Origin of the sequence: Stutzerimonas frequens (assembly GCF_024448335.1) — a bacterium.
In the GTDB taxonomy this organism is placed as follows: Bacteria; Pseudomonadota; Gammaproteobacteria; order Pseudomonadales; family Pseudomonadaceae; genus Stutzerimonas; species Stutzerimonas frequens.
The window spans coordinates 391325-413542 of the sequence record NZ_JAMOHM010000002.1; the positions used below are offsets into that span (position 1 = coordinate 391325).

The following is a 22218-nucleotide window of genomic DNA, read 5'->3' on the forward strand; positions in this document are numbered from 1 at the left end:
GCGCGGCGAGAGCGGCCTCGGCCGGCCCTCGCCTACTTGCGCCCGAGAATGCGCAGGATACGCAGGAACAGGTTGATGATGTCCATATAGAGCGCGGCAGCGCTATCGACAGCGTTGTCCAGGGTCTTGGGGATCTGGTTCGCCCGCCCCCAGTCGACACCGACATAACCGCAGAAGATCAGCACCACGATCCAGTCGATCACGCCGTGGTGGATGCCGAGGATGAACAGCTCGACCAGCTCGACGACGATCACCAGCAGCAGCGCCACCGTCAGTGCACTGGCGATGCTGGCGAAGAAGCGCGGAAACAGCGTGCCGAGCGCCATCATGCCCAGGGTCACCAGCGCCGTGATACGGATCGCCTCGTGCACCAGTGCGCTGTCGTAGCGGCTCACCACCAGGTTGACGATCAGCCCGAACGGGACCACCACCAGGTTATAGCCGAGAAAGCTCACCCAGGGCTTGTTCGAGCGGTGGAACAGCCATGCGCCGGTCAGGCAGCTGGCGAAGTAGCCGCCGAAGAACAGCCAGGGATGGATGCTGCGAATGGACTCGACCGGAATGTTGCCGACCATCCACCAGTTGACCCAGAAGCCCCAGCAGAGGGTCAGGCCGATGACGAGGTTGTAGGCGCCAGCCGAGAGGGTACGGTCCAGTGGGCTGGACTGACGGGCAAAGACGGAGTTTTCCATGTCGATACGCTTCCTTGCGTGTTGGTGTTCGTGGTTTGCGCCGAATTGACTCAGAGGATGTTGGCGTAGTCCGCTTCGATACGATCGAGGCTCAGGTGATTGAGGAAGTTGGAGAAGCACATCCAGGCCGACAGCGCATTGAGGTCCTGGAACTGCTGCGGCAGGTACTTGGGCGGGGCGACCATGCCCTCGTCCACCAGCTGGCGCAGCGTGCGCATGTCCTCAAGCGTGGTCTTGCCGCAGAACAGCAGCGGGATCTGCTCGAGCCGGCCCTTGCGCACGGCGAGCTGGATGTAGTTGTAGATCATGATGAAGCCCTTCAGGTAGGACAGGTCCTTGGTGAAGGGCAGGCCATCGGGCGTCGAGCCACGGAACACGCGGCTGGCGTTGCTGTAGCTCTCGTCGTCGCCATAGCCCTGCTCGCGGAAGAAGGCGAACACGTCGAGAAAATCCGCGCCCTCCTCGGCCATGTGGATGGCGCGGGTGCGGTTGGTCAGCTTGCGCAGGCGCGTCGGGTAGGAGGCGAAGGCGATCACCTCCATCAGGATTGCCAGGCCTTCCTGAGTGACCGTGGAAGACGGCGGCCCCTTGGCCAGGAAGGTGCAGATCGGCTGGTTCTGCCCGTTGAGCGTGGTGCCGACATGCACCAGCCCTTCGTGGACCTCCAGCGCGCGCACGTCACGCTCGTTGAACAGCGCGTCGCTGCGGATCTTGATGTAGTCGGCACCGGCCGCCGCGTCGGCGAGGATGCCGTCGGACTCGAAGACACGGATCACGCCCTCGCCTTCGCCGAACACCACGTCCAGCCGCTTCTGCAGCAGCTCGACGGCCTGCGGCGCGGTGAGATTCTTCGGCTCGTCACGCAGGTCGCCGCGGTCGGCGATGTTGTTCAGGTAGTCTGAGAGCATCAGGCCGAGGTCGGCCAGGGTCGGGTCGCCGGCGTGGAAGGCATCGGACGCCGCGCCGTAGAGTTCCTGGGAGATCATGCCGAAGTCAGGCGTGCCCCGCCCCTCGAGCATACGGATGACCATGCGGTATTCCTTGCACATGCGCCGCATGATCTGCCCGACCGGGTTGAACTGGCCGAGCTGACGGGTGATGTCGCGCTCGATGTCCTGGAATTCCTGCTTCTTCGCGCTGGAGTCGAAGGCCAGCGGGCGGCCTTCGTAGTAGCCGCGATCGATCTTCGGCAGCTCGCGGCCCTTGGCGGCGAAAAAGCCTTGGCGGGTATTCTCGTCCCACTTCACCGCGTCCAGCACGCGCACCGGCGTCTGCGCCTCGACGATGCGGTCGGACAGCCCGCGCACGATGGTCTGATACTCGTCCAGGTTGTTACGGCTGTTCATCGGTCCCTCTTCACGGATGACCCGTACCCTTGAGGTTATACCCGCAGCGGCCAAGGCCGGCACACTGCGGGTCGGTCGACGCTCAGTGGATCAGAGTTCCGGACGCATGTGCGGGAAGAGGATCACGTCGCGGATCGAAGGCGAGTTGGTGAGCAGCATCACCAGACGGTCGATGCCGATGCCCTCGCCGGCGGTCGGCGGCATGCCGTATTCCAGCGCACGAACGAAGTCGGCGTCGAAGTGCATGGCCTCGTCATCGCCGGCGTCCTTGTCGGCCACCTGGGCGTGGAAGCGCTCGGCCTGATCCTCGGCATCGTTGAGCTCGGAATAGGCGTTGGCGATCTCGCGGCCACCAATGAACAGCTCGAAGCGGTCGGTGACGTTGGGGTTGCGATCGTTGCGCCGGGCCAGCGGCGAGACCTCGAACGGATACTCGGTGATGAAGGTCGGCTGTTCCAGCTTGTGCTCGACCAGCTCCTCGAAAATCATCACCTGCAGCTTGCCCAGGCCTTCGTGACCGAGCAGCTTGGCGCCCGCCTTCTTGGCGATGGCACGGGCCTTCTCCAGGTCGTTGAGATCGGAGGCCGAGATTTCCGAGTTGAACTTGAGGATCGAGTCGAACACCGACAGCCGCGCGAAGGGCTCGCCGAAGTGGAACACCTTGTCGCCGTAGGGCACGTCGGTGCTGCCGAGCACGGCCTGGGCCAGCTCGCGGAACAGCTCCTCGGTCAGGTCCATGTTGTCTTCGTAGTCGGCGTAGGCCTGGTAGAACTCGAGCATGGTGAACTCGGGGTTGTGCCGGGTCGAGACGCCTTCGTTGCGGAAGTTGCGGTTGATCTCGAACACGCGCTCGAAGCCACCGACCACCAGACGCTTGAGGTAGAGCTCCGGCGCGATGCGCAGGAACATCGGCATGTCCAGCGCGTTGTGATGGGTCTCGAACGGTTTGGCCGCGGCGCCGCCGGGAATGGTCTGCAGCATCGGCGTTTCGACTTCGAGGAAGTCGCGCTCCGCGAGGAACTTGCGGATATGCGAGATGACCTGGGAGCGCACGCGGAACGTTTCGCGCACCTCCTCGTTCACCATCAGGTCGACGTAGCGCTGGCGATAGCGCTGCTCGGTGTCGGTCAGGCCGTGGAACTTGTCCGGCAGCGGGCGCAGCGACTTGGTCAGCAGGCGCACGTTGCTCATGTAGACGTACAGGTCACCCTTGCCGGAGCGCGCCAGGGTGCCCTCGGCGGCGATGATGTCGCCCAGGTCGAAGTGCTTGACCGCCTCGACCTGCTCGGCCGGCAGCATCTTGCGATCGACATAGACCTGGATGCGCCCGCTCATGTCCTGCAGCACCATGAACGGCCCGCGGTTGAGCATGATACGTCCGGCGATCTTGACCGGAATGGCGGCCGCTTCCAGCTCCTCCTTGGTCTTCTCGGCGTACTGTTTCTGCAGGTCGCCTGCATAGCTGTCACGACGGAAGTCGTTGGGGAAGGCATTGCCCTGCTCACGCACGGCAGCAAGCTTTTCCTTGCGCTGGGCAATCAGCTTGTTTTCTTCCTCTTGGATGGCGTGCTGGTTCAGCGGTTGTTCGCTCATTGCGGGTCGTCCCGGTCAAATCGTTTCAATGGGGTGCTTGCGGCTTGAGGCGTGCGGCTGCGCTCAGAGCCCCTGTTTGAGGCTGGCTTCGAGGTACCCGTCGAGGTCGCCGTCGAGCACCTTCTGGCAATCGCTGCGTTCCACGCCGGTACGCAGATCCTTGATGCGCGAGTCGTCGAGCACGTAGGAACGGATCTGGTGGCCCCAGCCGATGTCCGACTTGCTGTCTTCCAGCGCCTGAGAGGCGGCGTTGCGCTTCTGCATTTCCAGCTCGTACAACTTGGCCCGCAGCATCTTCATGGCGGTATCCTTGTTCGCGTGCTGGGAACGTTCGTTCTGGCAGGCCACCACGGTATTGGTCGGCACGTGGGTGATACGCACTGCCGAATCGGTGGTGTTGACGTGCTGACCACCGGCACCAGAGGAGCGGTAGGTGTCGATGCGCAGGTCGGCCGGGTTGATCTCGATCTCCACCTTGTCGTCGATCTCGGGCGATACGAATACCGCCGAGAACGAGGTGTGGCGACGAGCGCCGGAGTCGAACGGGCTCTTGCGCACCAGGCGGTGCACGCCGATCTCGGTGCGCAGCCAGCCGAAGGCGTATTCGCCCTTGATGTGTACGGTGGCGCCCTTGATGCCGGCGACCTCACCCTCGGACAGCTCGACGATCTCGGCGCTGAAGCCGCGCTTGTCGGCCCAGCGCAGGTACATGCGCAGCAGGATGTTGGCCCAGTCCTGGGCCTCGGTACCGCCGGAGCCAGCCTGGATATCGAGGTAGCAGTTGTTGGGGTCCATCTCGTGGCTGAACATGCGGCGGAACTCGAGCTTCTCGAGAACTTCGCGCAGGCGCTCGACTTCGGCCACGATGTCGTTCACGGCGCCTTCGTCATTTTCTTCGGCGGCCATTTCCAGCAGGTCGCGCGAATCGGCCAGGCTACCGGTCAGGTCGTCGATGGTTTCGACGATCTGCGCCAGGGTAGCGCGTTCACGGCCCAGGCTCTGGGCGTATTCGGGCTTGTTCCAGACGTTCGGGTCTTCGAGTTCGCGGTTTACTTCGACGAGACGATCATGCTTCTGATCGTAGTCAAAGATACCCCCGAATTGACTGGGTGCGCTCGGACAGGTCCTTGATGCTGTTGAGGATCGGGTTGATTTCCATAGGTAGGCAGCTCTCAATCGGACGGTGCAAAAGCCGGCGATTATAACTCAGCCAACCCGTGCTGACAGCCCGCTGGGCGTGCCGGCGGACGGTCAGGAAACGGATTTGCCCTCATGATGGCTGGTCAGGCACTGACACCACGTACCTGGCTTTCCAGTTCGCCTTTGAGTTGCGGATCGAGCTGCAGGCAGCGAGCCAGTTCGTCGAGGTAGGCACGTTCCATGAAATGCTCCTCGTCGACCATCAACACGCTGGCCAGGTACATCTCCGCAGCCATCTCCGGGGTGCTGGCGGCACTGGCCACGTCGGCCGGGTCCAGCGGCTTGTTCAGTTCGGCCTCCAGCCACTGCTGCAGATCAGCATCGGCCAGCTTGCCCAGCTCCGCCTCGATCATCTGACGCTCTCGAGCATCGACATGGCCGTCGGCCTTGGCTGCTGCCACCAGTGCCTTGAGAATGCCCTGGCTGTGGACCTCGACCTCTGCCGGCGGCAGGCGATCGATGGTCTGAGGCGTCTGCTGCTGTGTCCCGCCCTGCTGTGCCTGCCAGTTGCTGTAAGCCTTGTAGGCCAGCACCCCGAGCGCCGCCAGACCGCCGTAGGTCACCGCCTTGCCTCCCATCTTGCGTACCTTGCGGTTGCCCAGCAGCAAGCCCATGGCACCGGCCGCCAGCGCGCCGCCACCGGCGCCCGACAGGGCATTGCCGAGCGAACCGCCGCCAACGCCGGAAAGCAGGTCGCTCAAACCGCCTTTGCCAGGTTTGCCACCTGCACTGGATTGCTGCTTCTGCAGCAGGTCCTGACCGGACCTGAGCAGTTGATCGAGAAGGCCACTGGTTTTCATCGAAGTCCCCAAAAGGATTGGATCAGGATTGAACAGCAGTGCTCAGTCAAACGACTCGGGCACCTGACGGATCGGCGTATCGCGATGGGCGGCACGCACGTACTGCGCCGGCCAGGCCACCGACCCGTCGCGCAGGTATTCGGCGGCATGCAGCGGCCAGTACGGGTCGCGCAGCAGTTCGCGGGCGAGCAGGATCAGGTCGGCCTGGCCGGTGCGCAGGATGTGTTCGGCCTGCACCGCCTCGGTGATCATGCCGACCGTTCCGGTGGCGATACCCGCCTCCTTGCGCACGCGCTCGGCAAACTGCGTCTGGTAACCCGGCCCGACCGGAATATCGGCGTTGGCCGCAGTGCCACCGGATGACACGTCGATCAGGTCGACGCCGACATCCTTGAGCCGCCGTGCAAGCTCGACCGTTTCGTCTGCATTCCAGCCATCATCGACCCAGTCGGTCGCCGAGAGGCGGACGAACAGCGGCAACTCCTCGGGCCAGACCTGGCGCACCGCAGCGGTGACCTCCAGCAGCAGACGGATGCGATTGTCGAACGAGCCGCCATAGCGATCCTGACGCTGGTTGGAGAGCGGCGAAAGGAACTGATGCAGCAGGTAGCCATGGGCCGCATGCACTTCGGCGATCTTGAAACCAGCTGCCAGCGAGCGCTCGGCTGCCTCGACGAACGCCTTCACGACGCCCGCGATGCCGGCATCGTCCAGCGCCGTGGGCACGGCATGTTCCGGCGAGAAGGCGATGGCGGACGGCCCCACCGGGGTCCAGCCGCCGGCAGCGATCGGTACGCTGCCATGCTTGCCGAGCCAGGGCCGCCAGGTGCTCGCCTTGCGCCCGGCATGGGCCAGCTGCACACCGGCGAATGCGCCCTGCGCCTCGATGAAGCGGGTGATCCGCCGCAATGGCTCGACATGCTCGTCGGACCAGATACCCAGGTCGTCCGGCGAAATACGCCCCTCAGGGCTGACCGCCGTCGCCTCGACGATCACCAGTCCGGCGCCACCGACGGCTCGACTGCCCAGATGCACCAGATGCCAGTCGTTTGCCATCCCCGCCTTCGCCGAGTACTGGCACATGGGCGATACGGCAATCCGGTTGGGCAGTTTGAGCTGGCGCAGGGTAAGCGGCTGGAAAAGCTGGGACATGTCGGCCTCTACTGTCGTGGATGCGGGTTGGACACCCATCAGTAGAGACCGTTTCCGCGCCCGTGCCCAGCCCGCGGCGGGCAGAGTCGCTCGTCAGGCGGCGCTGACCTGCACCGGCACACCGTTGAGCGCCGCGTTGCCGGAGACATCCAGCTGGCGCTCGTCGGTCAGGTCGTTGCTGCTGGCGCCCGGTTGCTGTCGCGCGATATCCAGCTGCACGCCCGGCCGCGCATGGCCCCAGCCGTGCGGCAGGCTGACCACGCCGGGCATCATCTCCTCGCTGGCCAGCGCCTCCACCTCGACCACGCCGACCCGCGAATGCACGCGCACCCGCTGGCCATCCTGCAGCGCCCGCGCCGCCATGTCCGCAGGGTGCATCAGCAGCTGATGACGCGGTTTGCCCTTCACCAGACGCTGATAGTTGTGCATCCAGGAGTTGTTGCTGCGTACATGGCGACGGCCGATCAGCAACAGCTCGTCGGCACCCTCCTGAGGTTGCGCGGCGAAACGCTGCAGATCGTCCAGCATCAGCGCCGGCGCGGCCTGGATGCGCTTGTTCGGCGTTTTCAGGCGCCGCGCCAGATTCGGCTTGAGCGGCCCGAGATCCAGCCCGTGGGGATAATCCTCCAGCGCTGCCAGGCTCAGCTTGCGCTCGGACTTGTCGCCGTATGGCCCATGGCGCAGCGCCAGGTCCATCATCTGCTGCGGCGGCATGGTCGGCTTGAGCTCGACGCCCACCCGCGTCGCGTAGGCCTTGGCCAGCCCGATGAAGATCTCCCAGTCGTGCAGCGCGCCCTCGGGCTTGGGCAGCACCGGCTGGTTGAAGCGGGTGACGTTGCGCACGGCGAGCAGATTGAATGTCGCGTCGTAATGGTCGTGCTCCAGCGGTGCGGTCGGCGGCAGGATCACGTCGGCATAGCGGGTCGTCTCGTTGATGTAGAAATCCACGCTGAGCATGAACTCCAGGCCATCCAGCGCCTGCTCCAGCTTGCGGCCGTTGGGCGTGGAGAGCACCGGGTTGCCGGCCACGGTGATCAGCGCACGCACCTGCCCTTCCCCAGGCTCAAGCATCTCTTCGGCCAATGCCGCTACCGGTAGTTCGCCGCCATATTCGGGCAATTGCGACACCCGACTACGCCAGGCGTCAAAATGGCCGCCCTTGGTGGTCTCCACCAGATCCACCGCCGGCTCGGTGCACAGCGCGCCACCAACCCGATCGAGATTTCCGGTGACCAGGTTGATCAGCTGCACCAGCCACTGGCAGAGCGTGCCGAAGGCCTGGGTCGAAACGCCCATGCGTCCGTAGCAAACCGCCTTGTCCGCCGCCGCGAAGTCCCGCGCCAACTGGCGGATCTGCTCGGCAGGAACACCGCAACGGGCGCTCATCGCTTCTGCCGTAAAGGCGGCGATCGCCGTGCGCACCTCCTCGATGCCGTCCAGCGGCAGTTCGCTGGCACGCGTCAGGCCTTCCTCGAACAGGGTGTTGAGCAGGCCGAACAGCAGCGCCGCGTCCTGTCCGGGGCGCACGAACAGATGTTGATCGGCGATGGCCGCGGTCTCGCTGCGGCGTGGGTCGACCACCACCAGCTTGCCGCCGCGGGCGCGGATCGCCTTCAGCCGCTTCTCCACATCGGGCACGGTCATGATGCTGCCATTGGAGGCCAAAGGGTTGCCGCCGAGAATCAGCATGAAATCGGTGTGATCGATATCCGGCACCGGCAGCAGCAGGCCATGGCCGTACATCAGGTGGCTGGTCAGGTGGTGCGGCAGCTGGTCGACCGAGGTCGCGGAGAAGCGGTTGCGCGTTTTCAGCAAGCCGAGGAAGTAGTTGCTGTGGGTCGTCAGACCGTAGTTATGCACACTCGGGTTGCCTTGGTAGATGGCCACGGCATTGCTGCCGTGGCGCTCGCGGATCTCGGCCAGGCGCTCGGCGACCAGTTCGTAGGCCTCCTCCCAGCTGATGGCCTGCCACTCATCGCCGCAGCGGCGCATCGGGTGGCGCAGGCGATCAGGGTCGTTCTGGATGTCCTGCAGCGCTACTGCCTTCGGACAGATATGGCCGCGGCTGAAGCTGTCGAGGGGGTCGCCCTTGATCGAAAGGATGCGCTCGCCTTCGGTCTGGATGGTCAGGCCGCAGATGGCTTCGCACAGATGACAGGCACGGTGATGGACGCTGATGTCGCTCATTTCGGGTTCCCGCATGGCGCTGTTGTTGTCTCGCCACTCTAGGCGCGGCGGCGGCAGGCAACAATCGAACGTTCCGGCGGGGAATGCCAGCCGATTCAGCCAGCCTATCGTCGGCTGGCATGCATCGGTCAGCGCGGGGCGATATGCGCCACCATCAGCTGCACACTTTCCTGGCCGCGATACTCGTTGACGTCGAGCTTGTAGGCCAGCTCCGCCCAGCGCACTGTCGGGTTCGGCCAGATTTCGCGGTCGACGTTGAAGGCGATACCGTCCAGCGTCAGCGAGCCGCATTCGCTCTTGAGCACAAGCTTGAGGTGGCGCTCACCGACGATACGCTGCTGCACCAGCTGGAACACGCCATGGAACATCGGCTCGGGAAAATGCTGGCCCCAGGGCCCGGCGTTGCGCAGCGCACGCGCCAATTCCAGATGGAACTCCTCGACGCTGAGCTGGCCATCGGTGAGCAGCCGACCGGTGAGATCGTCCTCGCACAGCTGGCGGCGCACTTCGGCATCGAAGGCGGCGGCGAAAGCGCCGAAGTTGGCTTGTGGCAGCGACAGCCCGGCCGCCATGGCGTGCCCGCCGAACTTGCTGATCAGGCCGGGATGCCTGGCGGCAACCGCATCCAGCGCATCACGGATATGAAAGCCCGGCACCGAGCGCGCCGAGCCCTTGAGCAGCCCGTCGCCAGCGTCGGCGAAGGCGATGGTCGGGCGGTGGTAGCGCTCCTTGAGGCGCGAAGCCAGGATGCCGATCACGCCCTGGTGCCAGTCCGCCTCGAACAGACACAGGCCGAACGGCAGGTCCTCCAGTGGCAGGTCCTTGAGCTGCGCCAGCGCCTCGCGCTGCATGCCCTGCTCGATAGCCTTGCGATCCTTGTTCAGCTCGTCGAGCTGGGTCGCCATATCCCGCGCCAGCGCCTCGTCCTCGCAAAGCAGGCATTCGATGCCCAGCGACATGTCATCCAGTCGACCGGCCGCATTCAGTCGCGGGCCGAGGATGAAGCCCAGGTCGGTGGATGTGATACGCCGATGATCGCGCCCGGCCACCTCGAGAATCGCCCGCAGCCCCGGCCGAGCCCGCCCCGCGCGAATTCGCGCCAGGCCCTGGTGGACCAGAATGCGGTTGTTGGCGTCCAGCGGCACCACGTCGGCGACGCTGCCCAGCGCCACGAGATCGAGCAGCTCGGCCAGGTTCGGCTCGGGCCAGCCCTGACGGGCGAACCAGCCGAGGTCACGCAGCCGTGCGCGCAATGCCAGCAACACATAGAAGATGACGCCAACCCCGGCGATGCACTTGCTGGGAAAGGCGCACTCAGGCTGATTGGGATTGACGATGGCATCGGCTGCCGGCAGCTCGTGACCCGGCAGGTGGTGGTCGGTGACCAGCACCTTGAGCCCTGCCGCCTTCGCCGCCGCGACGCCATCGACGCTGGAGATGCCGTTATCCACGGTCACCAGCAGGTCGGGCTCGCGCTGCAAGGCGACGGCGACGATTTCCGGGGTCAGGCCGTAGCCGTACTCGAAGCGATTGGGTACCAGATAATCGACATGCGCGGCGCCCAGCTGACGCAAGCCGAGCACGCCGACGCTGCTCGCGGTGGCGCCGTCGGCATCGAAGTCGCCGACGAACAGGATGCGCTGACGCTTTTCCAGCGCCTCGACCAGCAGCTCGACCGCGGCATCGATGCCCTTGAGCTGCTTATAAGGAATCAACCGCGCCAACCCCTTGTCCAGCTCCTCTACGCAAGTCACGCCACGCGCCGCGTAGAGGCGCTGCAGCAGCGGCGGCAGCTCGCCAAGGTCGGGCAGCTGCTCGGGCAGGGGGCGGGGTTCGATACGCATGGGTTCCGGTCTCGGTCAAAACGGGATTGAGGGCGTGAACTGCTTGCCCTGCGGGCCGCCTGCGAAGCAAAGGGACTCAGCGGATCGGAACGGATCATGACCTGGCTCCGCCGGCTTGGCCGACGAGGCGGGCAAGCATACAGCAATGTCGAATCCGGCACTCGTGCAGGCTGCCGGCGCTATGTCGGATAATCTAACGCAACCACGGCGCCTGGCCATCCGCTACACCGCTGCGCATCGACCATTCGAAGGAGCCTTCCAAATGGGACGTCTGTTATTGAACTGCGACATTGGCGAGAGCTTCGGCGCCTGGACGATGGGCCTCGACGCCGAAGTGATGCCGCTCATCGACTGCGCCAACATCGCCTGCGGCTTCCATGCATCCGATCCGCAGGTCATGCGCCGCACGGTTGCGCTCGCACGGCGGCATGGCGTGCTCATCGGCGCACATCCGGGCTATCCGGATCTGGTCGGTTTCGGCCGTCGTTCCATGGCCTGTACGCCAGCCGAAGTGGAGAACATGCTGCTCTATCAGATCGGCGCACTTGACGGAATCTGCCGCGCCGAAGGAACCCAGGTCCGCTACGTCAAGCCTCACGGCGCGCTGTACAACGACATGATGCGTGAGCCGGAGCTGCTACGGGCTGTGATGGCAGCGATCAAGGCCTACAGCGACAGCCTGCCGCTGATGCTGATGTCCACTCGTGACAACAGTGCCAGCCAGGCGATGGCAGCGGAGATGGGCATCACCCTGTGGTTCGAGGTTTTCGCCGACCGCGCTTACGACGACGCCGGCATGCTGGTGAACCGCAAGCTGCCAGGCGCGGTTCACCATGAAAGCGACAGGGTGGCCGACCAGGCCCTGCGCCTGGCTCGCGGCGAGGCCCTCACCACCCTCGATGGCGGCACCTTGACCCTGCAGGCCGACACGCTCTGCGTGCATGGCGACAATGCCGCTTCCATTCTCGCCGTACAGCGCATTCGCCAGTTCTTACAGGCGATCACACCGTGAAGCCGCAAATCGAGGTGGCCGGCGTCGATTGCTTGATGCTGCGACTTTTCGACCAGATCGACGAAGGCAACATACCCTGGCTGCTCGCCGCCAGGGACCGCATCGAGGAGGCCTTCGGTACTGCGCTGATCGACCTGGTGCCCTCCTACACCACACTCCTCGTCCACTATGACCTGACCCTGCTCGATGATCGCCAGGCGCGCGGCCTGATCGCTACCACCCTTGATGGCCTGCGCCCGGCAACGACCCGAAGCGGCCGCCTGCACGAGATCCCGGTGTGGTATGACCGCCACGTCGGCCCTGAGCTGGAATACCTTGGCGAGCGCAGCGGGTTGGGCGTCGGCGGAGTCATCGAACTACACAGCGCGCATGTTTACCAGGTGTTCGCCCTCGGGTTCGCGCCGGGCTTCGCCTTCCTCGGACTGGTCGATGAGCGGCTCGCCAGCCCGCGCCTGGCCACACCGCGCAAGCAGGTACCGGCTGGCAGTGTGGGTATCGCCGACCGGCAGACCGCGATTTATCCGGCGCAGTCACCGGGCGGCTGGAACCTGATCGGCCGCAGTCCGACGCGCCTGTTCGAGCGCGAGTCCGACCGCTACAGCCTATTGCAACCTGGCGACCGGGTACGTTTCGTCGCGGTCGAGCGCACCGAATTCATCCGCCTGGGCGGCGGCGACAGCCCGTTCGAGGCCGCGCCATGAGCCTGGTCGTCGAGCAGGCCGGCGCACTCGCCAGCATTCAGGACCGTGGGCGTTTCGGTGTTCGCCACCTCGGGGTGACCCAGGGCGGCGCGGTGGATTGGCTCTCTTGCGCCTGGGCGAACTGGCTGCTCGGCAACCCTCTTGCCGCGCCGGTGGTGGAAGTCACCCTCGGAAACTTCCGGCTACGCGCCGAGACCGATGCCCGCCTCGCCATCTGTGGCGCCGATCTCGGCGCAACGCTGGACGGCCAGCCCATCGCACCGGGGCACGCCTTCACGATCAGCCGGGGCCAGCTGCTGACCTTCAGCCAGCCACGTCATGGCGTCCGCGCCTATCTCGCCGCTCCGGGCGGCTTTCAGGCCCCGCGAGTGCTCGGGAGCTGCGCAACGGTGGGACGGGAGCAGATGGGTGGACTAGCCGGCGACGGACGCGCGCTGCGCGAGGGCGACCGCTTGTGCTGGCAGGGCCACGCTGCCGTCTCGAGGGAACTGCCAGCACAAGCGATAACGGCGCTGTCCGGCGGTGTCCTTTCAGTGGTGCCAGGGGCACAGATCGCCGCCTTCAGCGGGACGAGCCTGTTTGCGGCATTCAATGGCGAGTGGGTCGTCGATCAGCGCGCCGATCGAATGGGCGTCCGCTTGCTCGGCCCGGCGCTTCATTGCAAGGCTTCGTCGATGGTTTCCGAAGGAATTCCGCTGGGCGCGATTCAGGTCCCGGCCGACGGCCAGCCGATCATCCTGTTCAACGACCGCCAGACAATCGGCGGCTATCCCCGGCTCGGCGCACTGACACCCTTTGCTGTGGCGCAGTTGGCGCAGTGCCTGCCAGGTAGCGTGATCCGCCTCAGACCTGTCTCGCTGGAGGCTGCGCAGCGCGAGCAACGGTCGCTGCTCAACCAATGGCGCTAGGCTCAACGCGGCGAACAGGTCATGCCATCAGCGCTCGCCGAGCAGCCAGCTGAGCGACACTTCGAACTGCCCGCGCTCGTCGGTGATGAACAGCGTACCGTCGCTGATCATCACCCCCCATTGCAGGCTTCTCGGCAGGTCTTTCACCAGGTCGGCAAGCGACTCGGAGTCGACCGTGGCGATGGAAAGGTTCTTCAGCCCCTTAACCGCCTCGACCACCTTGCCCTGCCAGACCCGCAGGTTGCCGTAGGCCAACAGACTGACTCGCTCGGCGCGCCGCGAGCACCAGGTCAGGCGCTCGGCGTCCGGCTGACCGACCTCGATCCAGTGCAGGACGCGGCCATCCAGGCTCTTCTCCCAGAGCGCCGGCTCATCCACATCCGACAGCCCGCGGCCGAACGCCAGCTGCTCGCTATACCAGAGCGCATAAGCGATCAGACGCACACCCAGGCGCTCCTCGGTTTCCGAAGGGTGCCTGGCAACGGTGAAGCGCAGATTCTCATAGACGCCACAGTCCAAGTCCGTGAGGTTCAGCTCGACTTTGTAAGGCGTCGCTTGCAGGGCCATTTTGGCGGGCTTCGTGTTGGAAAAAAGGCAGGCAGTCTACCTCAAAGCTCGATCCCCGGCGCGCCCCGCGCAGCAGTGGCAGTCTCGACCAGCGCCCTACCATCTTCGCAGGCCAGGCGGGTGCAATTGCGGCCCGCGGCCTTGGCCACGTAAAGCGCCCGATCAGCCTGCGCCAATAGCTCATCGAGTTCGTAGCGCGAGGCGGTAGTCGCCACACCGATGCTGACGCTCAACCGCCCTTGCTCGGCGAAGGGCATGGCGGCGAACTCAGCACGGATACGCTCGGCCACCTCGCGAGCGACAAGCGCGTCGGCATCGGCCAACAGACAGGCGAACTCTTCACCACCGATCCGCCCGAACACATCTTGCCGCCGCATTCGTCGTGCGATCACCTGGCCAAAATCGATCAGCGCGCGATCACCAGCCTGATGACCGAAGGTGTCGTTGAGCCGCTTGAAGAAGTCCAGATCGCAAAGCAGCAAAGCCACCGGTTCACCACGCAGGCGCCCACGCTGGAGCAAAGCCTGTCCGGCATCGATGAACGAACGCCGGTTGCCGATGCCGGTCAGCGGATCGCTGAGCGAGGCATGCCGATATTGCTGCTCGGCGCGCTCACGGACCATCGCCAGGGTGACGAAGGAAATTCCGATGGCATAGAGCAACGTCTCGAAGATCACGAAGGCGAAGAAACTCACCGCCTCAGGGTCACCGAACGGCTGGCCGCGGTCCACCGCCATGCGCAGCAGATAGAACGCCACATGGAACATCATCAACCCGATGGCGGGCCGCAGTGACACGGATATTTGCAGCCGGCTACGCCAGAGTTCGAACATGGCAAGCGCGGTATAGATGACCGTCAGCGCCGAAGCCAGCAGTAGCCGAGCAGTCAGCGACGAGTAAAACGCCGGCACCAGACACAGCCCGCCCCAAAGCAGCGCCCCGGCAACGATGCCAGGCAGATAAGGCCGCCGGCCGGCGAAGGTGCGCATCGCCGTCCAGTTCATGGCCAGCGCCAGCTGCAGGGCGATGTTGCCGAGCACGATCGGCACCACGTCGATACCGAGGCCTCGCAGAGAGCCAAGCACCGTAGAGACGGTCCCGAACAGCAGCATGAGACAGGTGCAACCCAGCGTCGAATCCCGCTGCCCGCTACGCCAGGCGCAGAACACCAGTACGCCGAGCAGGAGCAGCACATATATGTCCACCAGCGTCAGGGTGGGAACGTCCAGATGCACAGCGCAGCTCCGCAGGAATAGCCCCGCATCCTTCACTGGGCTCGGATAAAGGCGGGATCAAAGAGGGCGGCAGTTTACGCGGCGCCTGAGGCAAGAAGCCAGCGAGCACCGACGGGCGCCAGGGCGTCGCTCGGATGCATGCGCACAATGCAGCGCAGCAGCCCTACTTTCCCAACTCCGTGACAACAAGCCGACGAACGATCTTTGACAACTATTCTCATTCTGATTAGCATCACACGCATCAACGAACTACAGCGAGCAGTGTTTATGTACGTCTGTCTTTGCCAAGGCGTCACCGACGGTCAGATTCGCGATGCCATCTACGATGGCTGCTGCAGTTATCGTGAGGTCCGCGAGACCACCGGCGTGGCCACCCAATGCGGCAAATGCGCCTGCGTCGCCAAGCAGGTGGTGCGCGAAACACTCAGCGACGTACAGAATGCCCATGCCTCCCTCGCCTTCCCTGCCAGTTTCGCCCAGGCCTGAAAAAACGGATTCCAGAAGAGCCGGGGCGAACCCGGCTTTTTTTTGCCCGCAAATCATAGGCTTGCTAAAGCGACGCAGAACGCAACCATTCTCATTGGATTTTGGCTTTCTGATTCAAGCACTTAGCACAGTGTTACGGTTTGACAGCTCGACCTGGCGTGCCCAGACTGCATTTATTTCCACCGGCCCAGGCAGACAATTCCATGAAAGGCGACAAGCTGGTCATTCAGCATCTCAACAAGATCCTCGGTAACGAGCTGGTAGCCATTAACCAGTACTTTCTGCACGCGCGAATGTACGAGGACTGGGGCCTCGGCAAGCTCGGCAAGCACGAGTACGACGAATCCATCGACGAGATGAAGCATGCCGACAAGCTGATCAAGCGCATCCTCTTCCTCGAAGGCCTGCCGAATCTGCAGGATCTCGGCAAGCTGCTGATCGGCGAGAACACCCGCGAGATGCTCGAGTGCGATCTCAAGCTGGAACAGGGCGGCGTACAGGATCTGAAGGTCGCGATCGCCTACTGCGAAAGCGTCGGCGACTACGGCAGCCGGGAGCTGCTGGAAGACATCCTCGAGTCCGAGGAAGAACATATCGACTGGCTGGAAACCCAGCTGGGCCTGATCGACAAGGTCGGCCTGGAGAACTACCTGCAGTCGCAAATGGACGACTGATCCACCAAGCACAGTCGCAAAACAAAACGCCCCGATCAGATCGGGGCGTTTTCGTTTCCAGCGATTTAGCTTACTGCTGCTCCGGGGCCTCCGCAGGCTGCTCGGCAGCCGACTCCTCGGCCTCGTCACCTTTGATGTCCAGCAGTTCGAGATCGAATACCAGCACCGAATTGGCCGGAATCAGCGGGCTCGGGCTCTGCTCGCCGTAGGCCAGCTCGCTCGGGATATAGAGCTTGAACTTCTCGCCGACGTGCATCAGCTGCAGGCCTTCGACCCAGCCAGGAATCACACCGCCAACCGGCAGGTCGATCGGACTGCCGCGCTTGATCGAGCTATCGAAAACGGTGCCATCGGTCAGGCTGCCTTCGTAGTGAACGGTCACTACGTCGTTCTCAGTCGGCTGACGCCCTTCGGCCGACTTGATGACTTCGTACTGCAGGCCGGATTCGGTGGTCTTCACACCCTCACGCTTGGCATTCTCTTCGAGAAACTTCTTGCCCGCCTCGACCGCCTTGGCGTTCATCTCGGCCATACGCTCTTCGGCGCGCGTCTGCAGGAACGTGAAGGCTTCCATCAGCTGCTCATCGGTGAGCTTCTGCTCCTTGTTGCCGATGGCGTCTTCGATACCCTGCGCTACAGCCTGGGAATCGAGATCATCCATGCCCTCCTGCGCAAGGCTCTTGCCCATGTTCAGGCCGATACCGTAGGACGCCTTCTGCGCCGGAGTGTCCAGTTTGACACTGGTCTGCGAATCGCAGCCGGCAAGTACCAGGCCGACCAGCGCAACCGCAGGTGCCAAACGTTGATGTCTCAGTCTCATGCTGTTTCCTTAATTACGCTGGAGGCATATCGATAACGAATGGCCGAGCTTATCAGTGCATCCGGACACTGGCTACCGCGCCTCCCGGCAACGATCGTAAAGAGATGGCAAAGAAAGGAAGCGCGTAGCATTTCTGCGCGGGGCGATGAATGAACCGGGGCAGCGATCCGGACCGCCAGAAAGCGGGCAAAAAAAAACGGCCCCTAAGGCCGTTTTCTTCGTTGCTTCAGGGCGTTCAGTATTCCCGTGAAGCGAATATGGCGCAGCGGACGGGACTCGAACCCGCGACCCCCGGCGTGACAGGCCGGTATTCTAACCGACTGAACTACCGCTGCGCTAAACCTCGAGTGGTGGGTGATGACGGGATCGAACCGCCGACCCTCTGCTTGTAAGGCAGATGCTCTCCCAGCTGAGCTAATCACCCGTTTGCTCTCGAAGTGGGGCGCATTCTAGAGAGGGTTCCGCACCTTGGCAACCCCCTTTTGAAAAAAAAATTGCAGAAGTTCCAAAGACTTAGGAAACACCCGGTTTACCAGCCGTTTTTTCCCACCTGCTGCGCATTAACCGCCGGCAGGGTTGGCCTGAACTGGCCAGGCAGGAATAATGCACCCCTTTGCTTTCCGGAGATCTACCCCGCCATGTGGTTTCGCAACCTGCTCGTATACCGTCTCACCCAGGATGTCGCGCTAGATGCGGAGACGCTCGAAGCTGCACTGGCCGCCAAACCCGCCCGCCCCTGCGCCAGCCAGGAGCTGAGCACCTATGGTTTCGTCGCGCCGTTCGGCAAGGGCGAAGACGCCCCGCTGGTGCATGTCAGCCAGGGTTTCCTGCTGATCGCCACGCGCAAGGAAGAACGCATCCTGCCCGGCAGCGTGGTCAAGGACGCGGTGAAGGAGAAGGTCGACGAGATCGAAGCCGAGCAGATGCGCAAGGTCTATAAGAAGGAGCGCGACCAGATCAAGGACGAGATCATCCAGGCCTTCCTGCCACGCGCCTTCATTCGCAAGTCCGGCACCTTCGCCGCGATCGACGCCGAGCGCGGACTGATCCTGGTCAACTCGGCAAGCCCGAAGAAGGCGGAGGACCTGCTCTCCACCCTGCGCGAGGCGATCGGCTCGCTGCCGGTGCGCCCGCTGACGGTGAAGATCGCGCCCAGCGCCACACTCACCGACTGGGTCAAGACACAGAAGGCCGCTGAGGACTTCTTCGTCCTGGACGAATGCGAACTGCGCGACACCCACGAAGATGGCGGTGTGGTGCGCTGCAAGCGCCAGGATCTGACTAGCGACGAGATCCAGCAGCATATGGAAGCCGGCAAGCAGGTCACCCAGCTGTCACTGGCCTGGCAGGACAAACTGTCCTTCGTACTGGACGACAAGCTGATCATCAAGCGCCTGCGCTTCGAGGAGCTGCTACAGGACCAGGCCGAACAGGATGGTGGCGACGACGCCCTCGCCCAGCAGGACGCCAGCTTCCTGCTGATGATGATGACCTTCCGCGAATTCCTGCCGGCGCTGTTTGAGGCATTCGGCGGCGAAGAGGTTCCGCAGGGCATCTGACCCGACGGGGCGCCGCCCGGCGCCCCCTCCCCCGCCTCAGCGCAATCCGAGCTGCACCAGCAATTTCCCTCCCAGCCGATCCCCCAGCACCCAGAGCAGGAAGCGCTCGATGAACTCCGGCGCATCGATGAACAGCGCGCCGCAGACCAGGACGCTGAGCAGCGAGACGACCAGGAACAGCTGCGGTATCGACAGTTTCAGCACGACCAAGAGCACGATCGCGATGATCGCCGAGGCGACCATGAACAGCGCATTGAGAATGTTGTTCGCCGCCACCACCCGCGAGCGCTCGTGCACCACACTGCGTGACTGGATCAGGGCATACAGCGGGACGATGTAAACGCCGCCGAAGATCCCCAGCCCGAGGATGTCCGCCAGTATCCACCAGGCGGAAGGCTCACCAAGCAGGGTCAGCCAGTCCACGCTGGCCGCAGGCAACGGATGCTCGCCGGCATGCCACCAAAGCAGCACCCCGCACAGGCTCAGACCGATCGCCCCGAATGGCACCAGGCCGATCTCCACGTGATGCCGGGACAGTCGTTCGCAGAGCAGCGACCCCAGCGCGATGCCCACCGAGAACAGGGTGAGGATCAGCGTGACCACGCTTTCATCGCCGCCGAGATAGTCCTTGGCAAACGCCGGGATCTGCGTCAGGTAGGTTGCGCCAAGAAACCAGAACCAGGAATTGCCCAGCATCGCCCGGGACACGGCGCGCTGCTGGCCGAAGCCCAGCCGCAGGATTCGCCATGACTGGCGCAGCACGCGCCAGTCCATATGCAATGTTGGCAAGGCGGCCGTCGCAGCGGGAATCGCGAGGCTGGCCAGATACCCGATCAAGGCGATCAGCACTACGCTGAGCGCCACCCACTCCGCATAGGCGTCGCTCGCCATCAGCACACCCGCACCGATGGTGCCGCCGAGAATGGCCAGGAACGTTCCCATCTCCACCAGTGCATTGCCGCCGACCAACTCGTCCTCGGACAGCTGTTGCGGCAGGATCGAATACTTGACCGGGCCGAACAGCGCCGATTGGGTCCCCATGCAGAACAGCACCAAGAGCAGCAGCGGCAAGTTGCCCAGCAGCATACCCAGCGCACCGGCCAGCATGATGAGGATCTCGGCGAACTTGATCCGGCGGATCAGCGCGGCCTTCTCGAAGCGCTCGCCCAGCTGTCCGCCCAGCGCGGAAAAGAGAAAGAACGGCAGGATGAACAGCAACGCGCAGAGGTTGATCAGCAGACTCTTGTCGGCGGCCGTGCCGAGCTTGAACAGAATCGCCAGGATCAACGCCTGCTTGAACACGTTGTCGTTGAACGCGCCGAGCAGCTGAGTGCAGAAGAACGGCAGAAAGCGGCGCTTGCCGAGCAGACGGAACTGCGAGCGTGGCGCTTGCTCGTCCCTGGCCGCTGCCGATCGCGCGGCGCGTTTGGCTGACTCGCCTCTCATATCGGCAACTGCCCGAGCGCCCAGCGCAGCACGAAGAAGCTCAGCAGACCGCCGGCGATGGTCGCCAGCAGGTTGCGGCTGAACGCGGCGATGGCGATGGCCAGCAGCCCGGCCAGCAGATAGGCGTTGTCCCAGTTCAACGCCAACTGCCCGTCCGGCATCAGCATGCCGGGCACCACAATCGCGGTCAGCACCGCCACCGGGACGTAATGCAGGCCCTGCTCGATGGCGCGTGGAAAGCGCAGATTCGGCCAGGCAAAGAAGCTGTAGCGGATCACGAAGGTGATCGCCAGCATGCCGAGGATCAGCAGCCACGTATTCATAGCGCCCCCTGCGGTCGGGCCGCGGCTTCGGCCCGTCGCTCCAGCCATACGCCGATGACGATGCCCGCCAGCGCGGCGGCAATCAGCCCGAGCTTGTAGGGCAGTTCCCAGGTCAGCAGCGCCACGCCGCCAGCGACCACTGCCGACGCCACCTGAGGGCGGGTACGCATCATCGGCACGGCAATGCCGATGAAGGTGGCAATCATGGCGAAGTCCAGTCCCCAGCTGGCGATATCCGGCACGGCCTGGCCAAAGGCGATCCCCACGAGCGTCGACAATTGCCAGTTGACGTACATGGTCAACGCCGCCCCGAGAAAGAACCAGTGCTTGTAGGGCGATGCGTCGTCGCGCGCATAGCGATTCTGCACCACAGCGAATGCCTCGTCCGTCAACCAGAACGCCAACGGCGCACGCCAACGGCCAGGCAGATGGCGAACGAACGGCTGCAAGGCGGCGCTGTACAAGGCGTGGCGAAGGTTCACAACGAATGTGGTGAGCAGCACTACCGCCGCGCCGACCCCACCGGTGATCAGGGTGATCGCGATGAACTGCGCGGAGCCGGCGAATACCAGCGTGGACATCCCCATCGCCTGCCAGCCCGTCAGGCCCGCCCCCACCGCCAGCGTGCCGAAAATGACGCCGAAGGGGATCGCCCCGAGAATCAGCGGCAGGATGTCACGGCAACCGTGGGCGAACTCTTGCGAGCGGGACATAGGAACTCCTTGTAGGCCTCGCGTCGACGAACCATACGCCGCACCACCGGCTGTACGGGCATGGCACGACGAAAGGCTTCGGTCGATCAGGCGGACTGTTGCGACAAAGCACCGCACGATAACCGAACTGACGGCAACAGGCGATCCAGAGCGGCGCCCGAGGTCAGTCGGCCGCGAGCCGCTGCCGGACCTGGCTCCATTCGCGGTCGGTGATGCTGTACAGCACCGTGTCGTCGAGCCGGCCGTCCGCCAGCCGGCGATGGTTGCGCAGCAGGCCTTCGCGCTGTGCGCCGAGCTTCTCGATCGCGCGCTGGGAGCGCAGATTGCTGGCCGCAGTCTTCAACTGCAGCCGGACCAGTTGCCACTCCTCGAATGCATGGCGCAACAGCAGGAACTTGATCGAGGCGTTCAAGCCGCTGCCATGCTCCGCCTGGTCGAGCCAGGTCCAGCCCAGCTCGGCGGCCGGAAGACCGCTGACGAAGTCAGCGAAGCGCGTGGTGCCGACCAGGCGCTCGGCCATCCGAATGCTGAATACCACAGCCCTGCCGTCGCGCTGCTCGGCAACGGCCTGGCGATACCAATCCGGGCGCAGCGGGCCATTCATGTAGGCCAGCTCGGCGCGGTTTCTCTCAGCCAGGGCGACCAGCTCGGGGATATCCGCGTCCACCATCGGCTCCAGACGCAGCGCTCCGCGTTGCAGGGTTACCGGAAGTGGGCTGAACATGGCGATCTCCTGTAAAGGCTTGTGGATGGCTGGCCGTTGCCGGACAACTCCAGCAGCGCGCGTGATGCGGTAGTTAAAGGACGGCCGGCATGCCCGTGCTAGACACATGCGACCTTGGTAGCAACACCGTACACGGGCACGCCAATGCTGCGAAACTTCACGAATTCACCATACTAATGAGTCGCCAGGACTGATTAAATTCGGCGCCCGCCACGGCACGCCGATGCCGGTCCGGC

The 22218-nt window shown here is 64.0% G+C and carries 21 protein-coding genes and 2 tRNA genes; 6 read left to right on the forward strand and 17 right to left on the reverse strand.

Annotated features, from left to right (window positions below; all coding sequences use genetic code 11):
* Positions 1 to 32: 32 nt before the first annotated feature.
* The 8 genes from NAO55_RS04650 to recJ all read right to left on the reverse strand — a co-directional run bounded on the left by NAO55_RS04650 (position 33) and on the right by recJ (position 10814).
* A complete protein-coding gene (locus tag NAO55_RS04650) occupies positions 33 to 692 on the reverse strand; it encodes a Bax inhibitor-1 family protein (protein WP_102840088.1) in 660 nt (219 codons plus the stop codon).
* 50 nt (positions 693 to 742) lie between these two features.
* Entirely contained in the window at positions 743 to 2038 is a 1296-nt protein-coding gene (locus NAO55_RS04655) for a flavohemoglobin expression-modulating QEGLA motif protein (protein ID WP_102840087.1), read from the reverse strand.
* A 90-nt stretch (positions 2039 to 2128) separates the two neighbouring features.
* On the reverse strand, positions 2129 to 3631 hold the full coding sequence (gene lysS, locus NAO55_RS04660; protein ID WP_102840086.1) for a lysine--tRNA ligase: 1503 nt from the start codon (positions 3629 to 3631) through the stop codon (positions 2129 to 2131).
* A 63-nt stretch (positions 3632 to 3694) separates the two neighbouring features.
* Positions 3695 to 4790, reverse strand: a protein-coding gene (gene prfB, locus NAO55_RS04665) for a peptide chain release factor 2 (RefSeq protein ID WP_102840085.1) whose coding sequence is annotated in 2 segments (ribosomal slippage) — positions 3695 to 4717 and positions 4719 to 4790 — 1095 coding nt in all. Because the reading frame shifts where the segments join, the coding sequence is not laid out codon by codon here.
* 124 nt (positions 4791 to 4914) lie between these two features.
* Entirely contained in the window at positions 4915 to 5631 is a 717-nt protein-coding gene (locus NAO55_RS04670; RefSeq protein WP_102840084.1) for a tellurite resistance TerB family protein, read from the reverse strand.
* Positions 5632 to 5673: 42 nt separating this feature from the next.
* On the reverse strand, positions 5674 to 6783 hold the full coding sequence (locus NAO55_RS04675) for an NADH:flavin oxidoreductase/NADH oxidase (protein WP_102840083.1): 1110 nt from the start codon (positions 6781 to 6783) through the stop codon (positions 5674 to 5676).
* Positions 6784 to 6876: 93 nt separating this feature from the next.
* A complete protein-coding gene (locus NAO55_RS04680; protein WP_102840082.1) occupies positions 6877 to 8970 on the reverse strand; it encodes a molybdopterin oxidoreductase family protein in 2094 nt (697 codons plus the stop codon).
* Positions 8971 to 9098: 128 nt separating this feature from the next.
* A complete protein-coding gene (gene recJ, locus NAO55_RS04685) occupies positions 9099 to 10814 on the reverse strand; it encodes a single-stranded-DNA-specific exonuclease RecJ (protein ID WP_102840081.1) in 1716 nt (571 codons plus the stop codon).
* Between the two features lie 262 nt (positions 10815 to 11076).
* On the opposite strand from recJ, the gene NAO55_RS04690 reads away from it, so the two are divergent.
* The 3 genes from NAO55_RS04690 to NAO55_RS04700 are packed head-to-tail and all read left to right on the forward strand — an operon-like array spanning position 11077 to position 13435.
* Positions 11077 to 11826: a 5-oxoprolinase subunit PxpA gene (locus NAO55_RS04690; protein ID WP_102840080.1), complete on the forward strand. Its 750-nt coding sequence runs from the start codon at positions 11077 to 11079 to the stop codon at positions 11824 to 11826.
* Positions 11823 to 12527 carry a 5-oxoprolinase subunit PxpB gene (pxpB, locus tag NAO55_RS04695; protein WP_102840079.1) on the forward strand — a complete coding sequence of 235 codons (705 nt, stop codon included), beginning with the start codon at positions 11823 to 11825 and terminating at the stop codon, positions 12525 to 12527. The genes NAO55_RS04690 and pxpB overlap by 4 nt, the downstream gene beginning before the upstream one ends.
* Positions 12524 to 13435, forward strand: coding sequence for a 5-oxoprolinase subunit C family protein (locus NAO55_RS04700; protein ID WP_102840078.1), 912 nt, complete (start codon positions 12524 to 12526; stop codon positions 13433 to 13435). The genes pxpB and NAO55_RS04700 overlap by 4 nt, the downstream gene beginning before the upstream one ends.
* A 27-nt stretch (positions 13436 to 13462) precedes the next feature.
* Here the strand turns inward: NAO55_RS04700 and NAO55_RS04705 are convergent, their stop codons facing one another.
* A complete protein-coding gene (locus NAO55_RS04705) occupies positions 13463 to 14002 on the reverse strand; it encodes a YaeQ family protein (protein WP_102840077.1) in 540 nt (179 codons plus the stop codon).
* Positions 14003 to 14043: 41 nt separating this feature from the next.
* Positions 14044 to 15237, reverse strand: a complete 1194-nt coding sequence (locus NAO55_RS04710) for a GGDEF domain-containing protein (protein ID WP_232244557.1) — start codon at positions 15235 to 15237, stop codon at positions 14044 to 14046.
* Positions 15238 to 15504: 267 nt separating this feature from the next.
* Between NAO55_RS04710 and NAO55_RS04715 the strand changes: the two genes are divergently transcribed.
* Entirely contained in the window at positions 15505 to 15723 is a 219-nt protein-coding gene (locus tag NAO55_RS04715; protein WP_102840076.1) for a bacterioferritin-associated ferredoxin, read from the forward strand.
* A gap of 203 nt (positions 15724 to 15926) precedes the next feature.
* A complete protein-coding gene (gene bfr, locus NAO55_RS04720) occupies positions 15927 to 16397 on the forward strand; it encodes a bacterioferritin (protein WP_011913876.1) in 471 nt (156 codons plus the stop codon).
* Positions 16398 to 16467: 70 nt separating this feature from the next.
* Here bfr and bamJ read toward each other — a convergent pair whose 3' ends face one another.
* The 3 genes from bamJ to NAO55_RS04735 all read right to left on the reverse strand — a co-directional run bounded on the left by bamJ (position 16468) and on the right by NAO55_RS04735 (position 17641).
* Complete coding sequence (gene bamJ / locus NAO55_RS04725; RefSeq protein WP_063539994.1) at positions 16468 to 17217, reverse strand: BamJ family beta-barrel-assembly machinery protein; 750 nt, start codon at positions 17215 to 17217, stop codon at positions 16468 to 16470.
* 258 nt (positions 17218 to 17475) lie between these two features.
* Positions 17476 to 17552: transfer RNA gene (locus tag NAO55_RS04730), tRNA-Asp, on the reverse strand.
* Between the two features lie 13 nt (positions 17553 to 17565).
* Positions 17566 to 17641 (reverse strand) — tRNA-Val (locus NAO55_RS04735).
* A 214-nt stretch (positions 17642 to 17855) separates the two neighbouring features.
* Here NAO55_RS04735 and rdgC point away from each other — a divergent pair.
* Positions 17856 to 18776 carry a recombination-associated protein RdgC gene (gene rdgC, locus NAO55_RS04740; protein ID WP_102840075.1) on the forward strand — a complete coding sequence of 307 codons (921 nt, stop codon included), beginning with the start codon at positions 17856 to 17858 and terminating at the stop codon, positions 18774 to 18776.
* 36 nt (positions 18777 to 18812) lie between these two features.
* On the opposite strand, the gene NAO55_RS04745 is transcribed toward rdgC, so the two are convergent.
* The 4 genes from NAO55_RS04745 to NAO55_RS04760 form a co-directional block, all read right to left on the reverse strand.
* Positions 18813 to 20222: an MFS transporter gene (locus NAO55_RS04745; RefSeq protein ID WP_102840074.1), complete on the reverse strand. Its 1410-nt coding sequence runs from the start codon at positions 20220 to 20222 to the stop codon at positions 18813 to 18815.
* Positions 20219 to 20545 (reverse strand): AzlD domain-containing protein, encoded by a 327-nt coding sequence (locus NAO55_RS04750; protein WP_102840073.1) that lies wholly within the window; start codon positions 20543 to 20545, stop codon positions 20219 to 20221. The genes NAO55_RS04745 and NAO55_RS04750 overlap by 4 nt, the downstream gene beginning before the upstream one ends.
* The gene (locus NAO55_RS04755) at positions 20542 to 21258 is read right to left on the reverse strand and encodes an AzlC family ABC transporter permease (RefSeq protein WP_102840072.1); all 717 of its coding nucleotides are present in this window, start codon (positions 21256 to 21258) and stop codon (positions 20542 to 20544) included. The genes NAO55_RS04750 and NAO55_RS04755 overlap by 4 nt, the downstream gene beginning before the upstream one ends.
* 163 nt (positions 21259 to 21421) lie before the next feature.
* Entirely contained in the window at positions 21422 to 21982 is a 561-nt protein-coding gene (locus NAO55_RS04760; RefSeq protein ID WP_063539999.1) for a GNAT family N-acetyltransferase, read from the reverse strand.
* Positions 21983 to 22218: the final 236 nt, after the last annotated feature.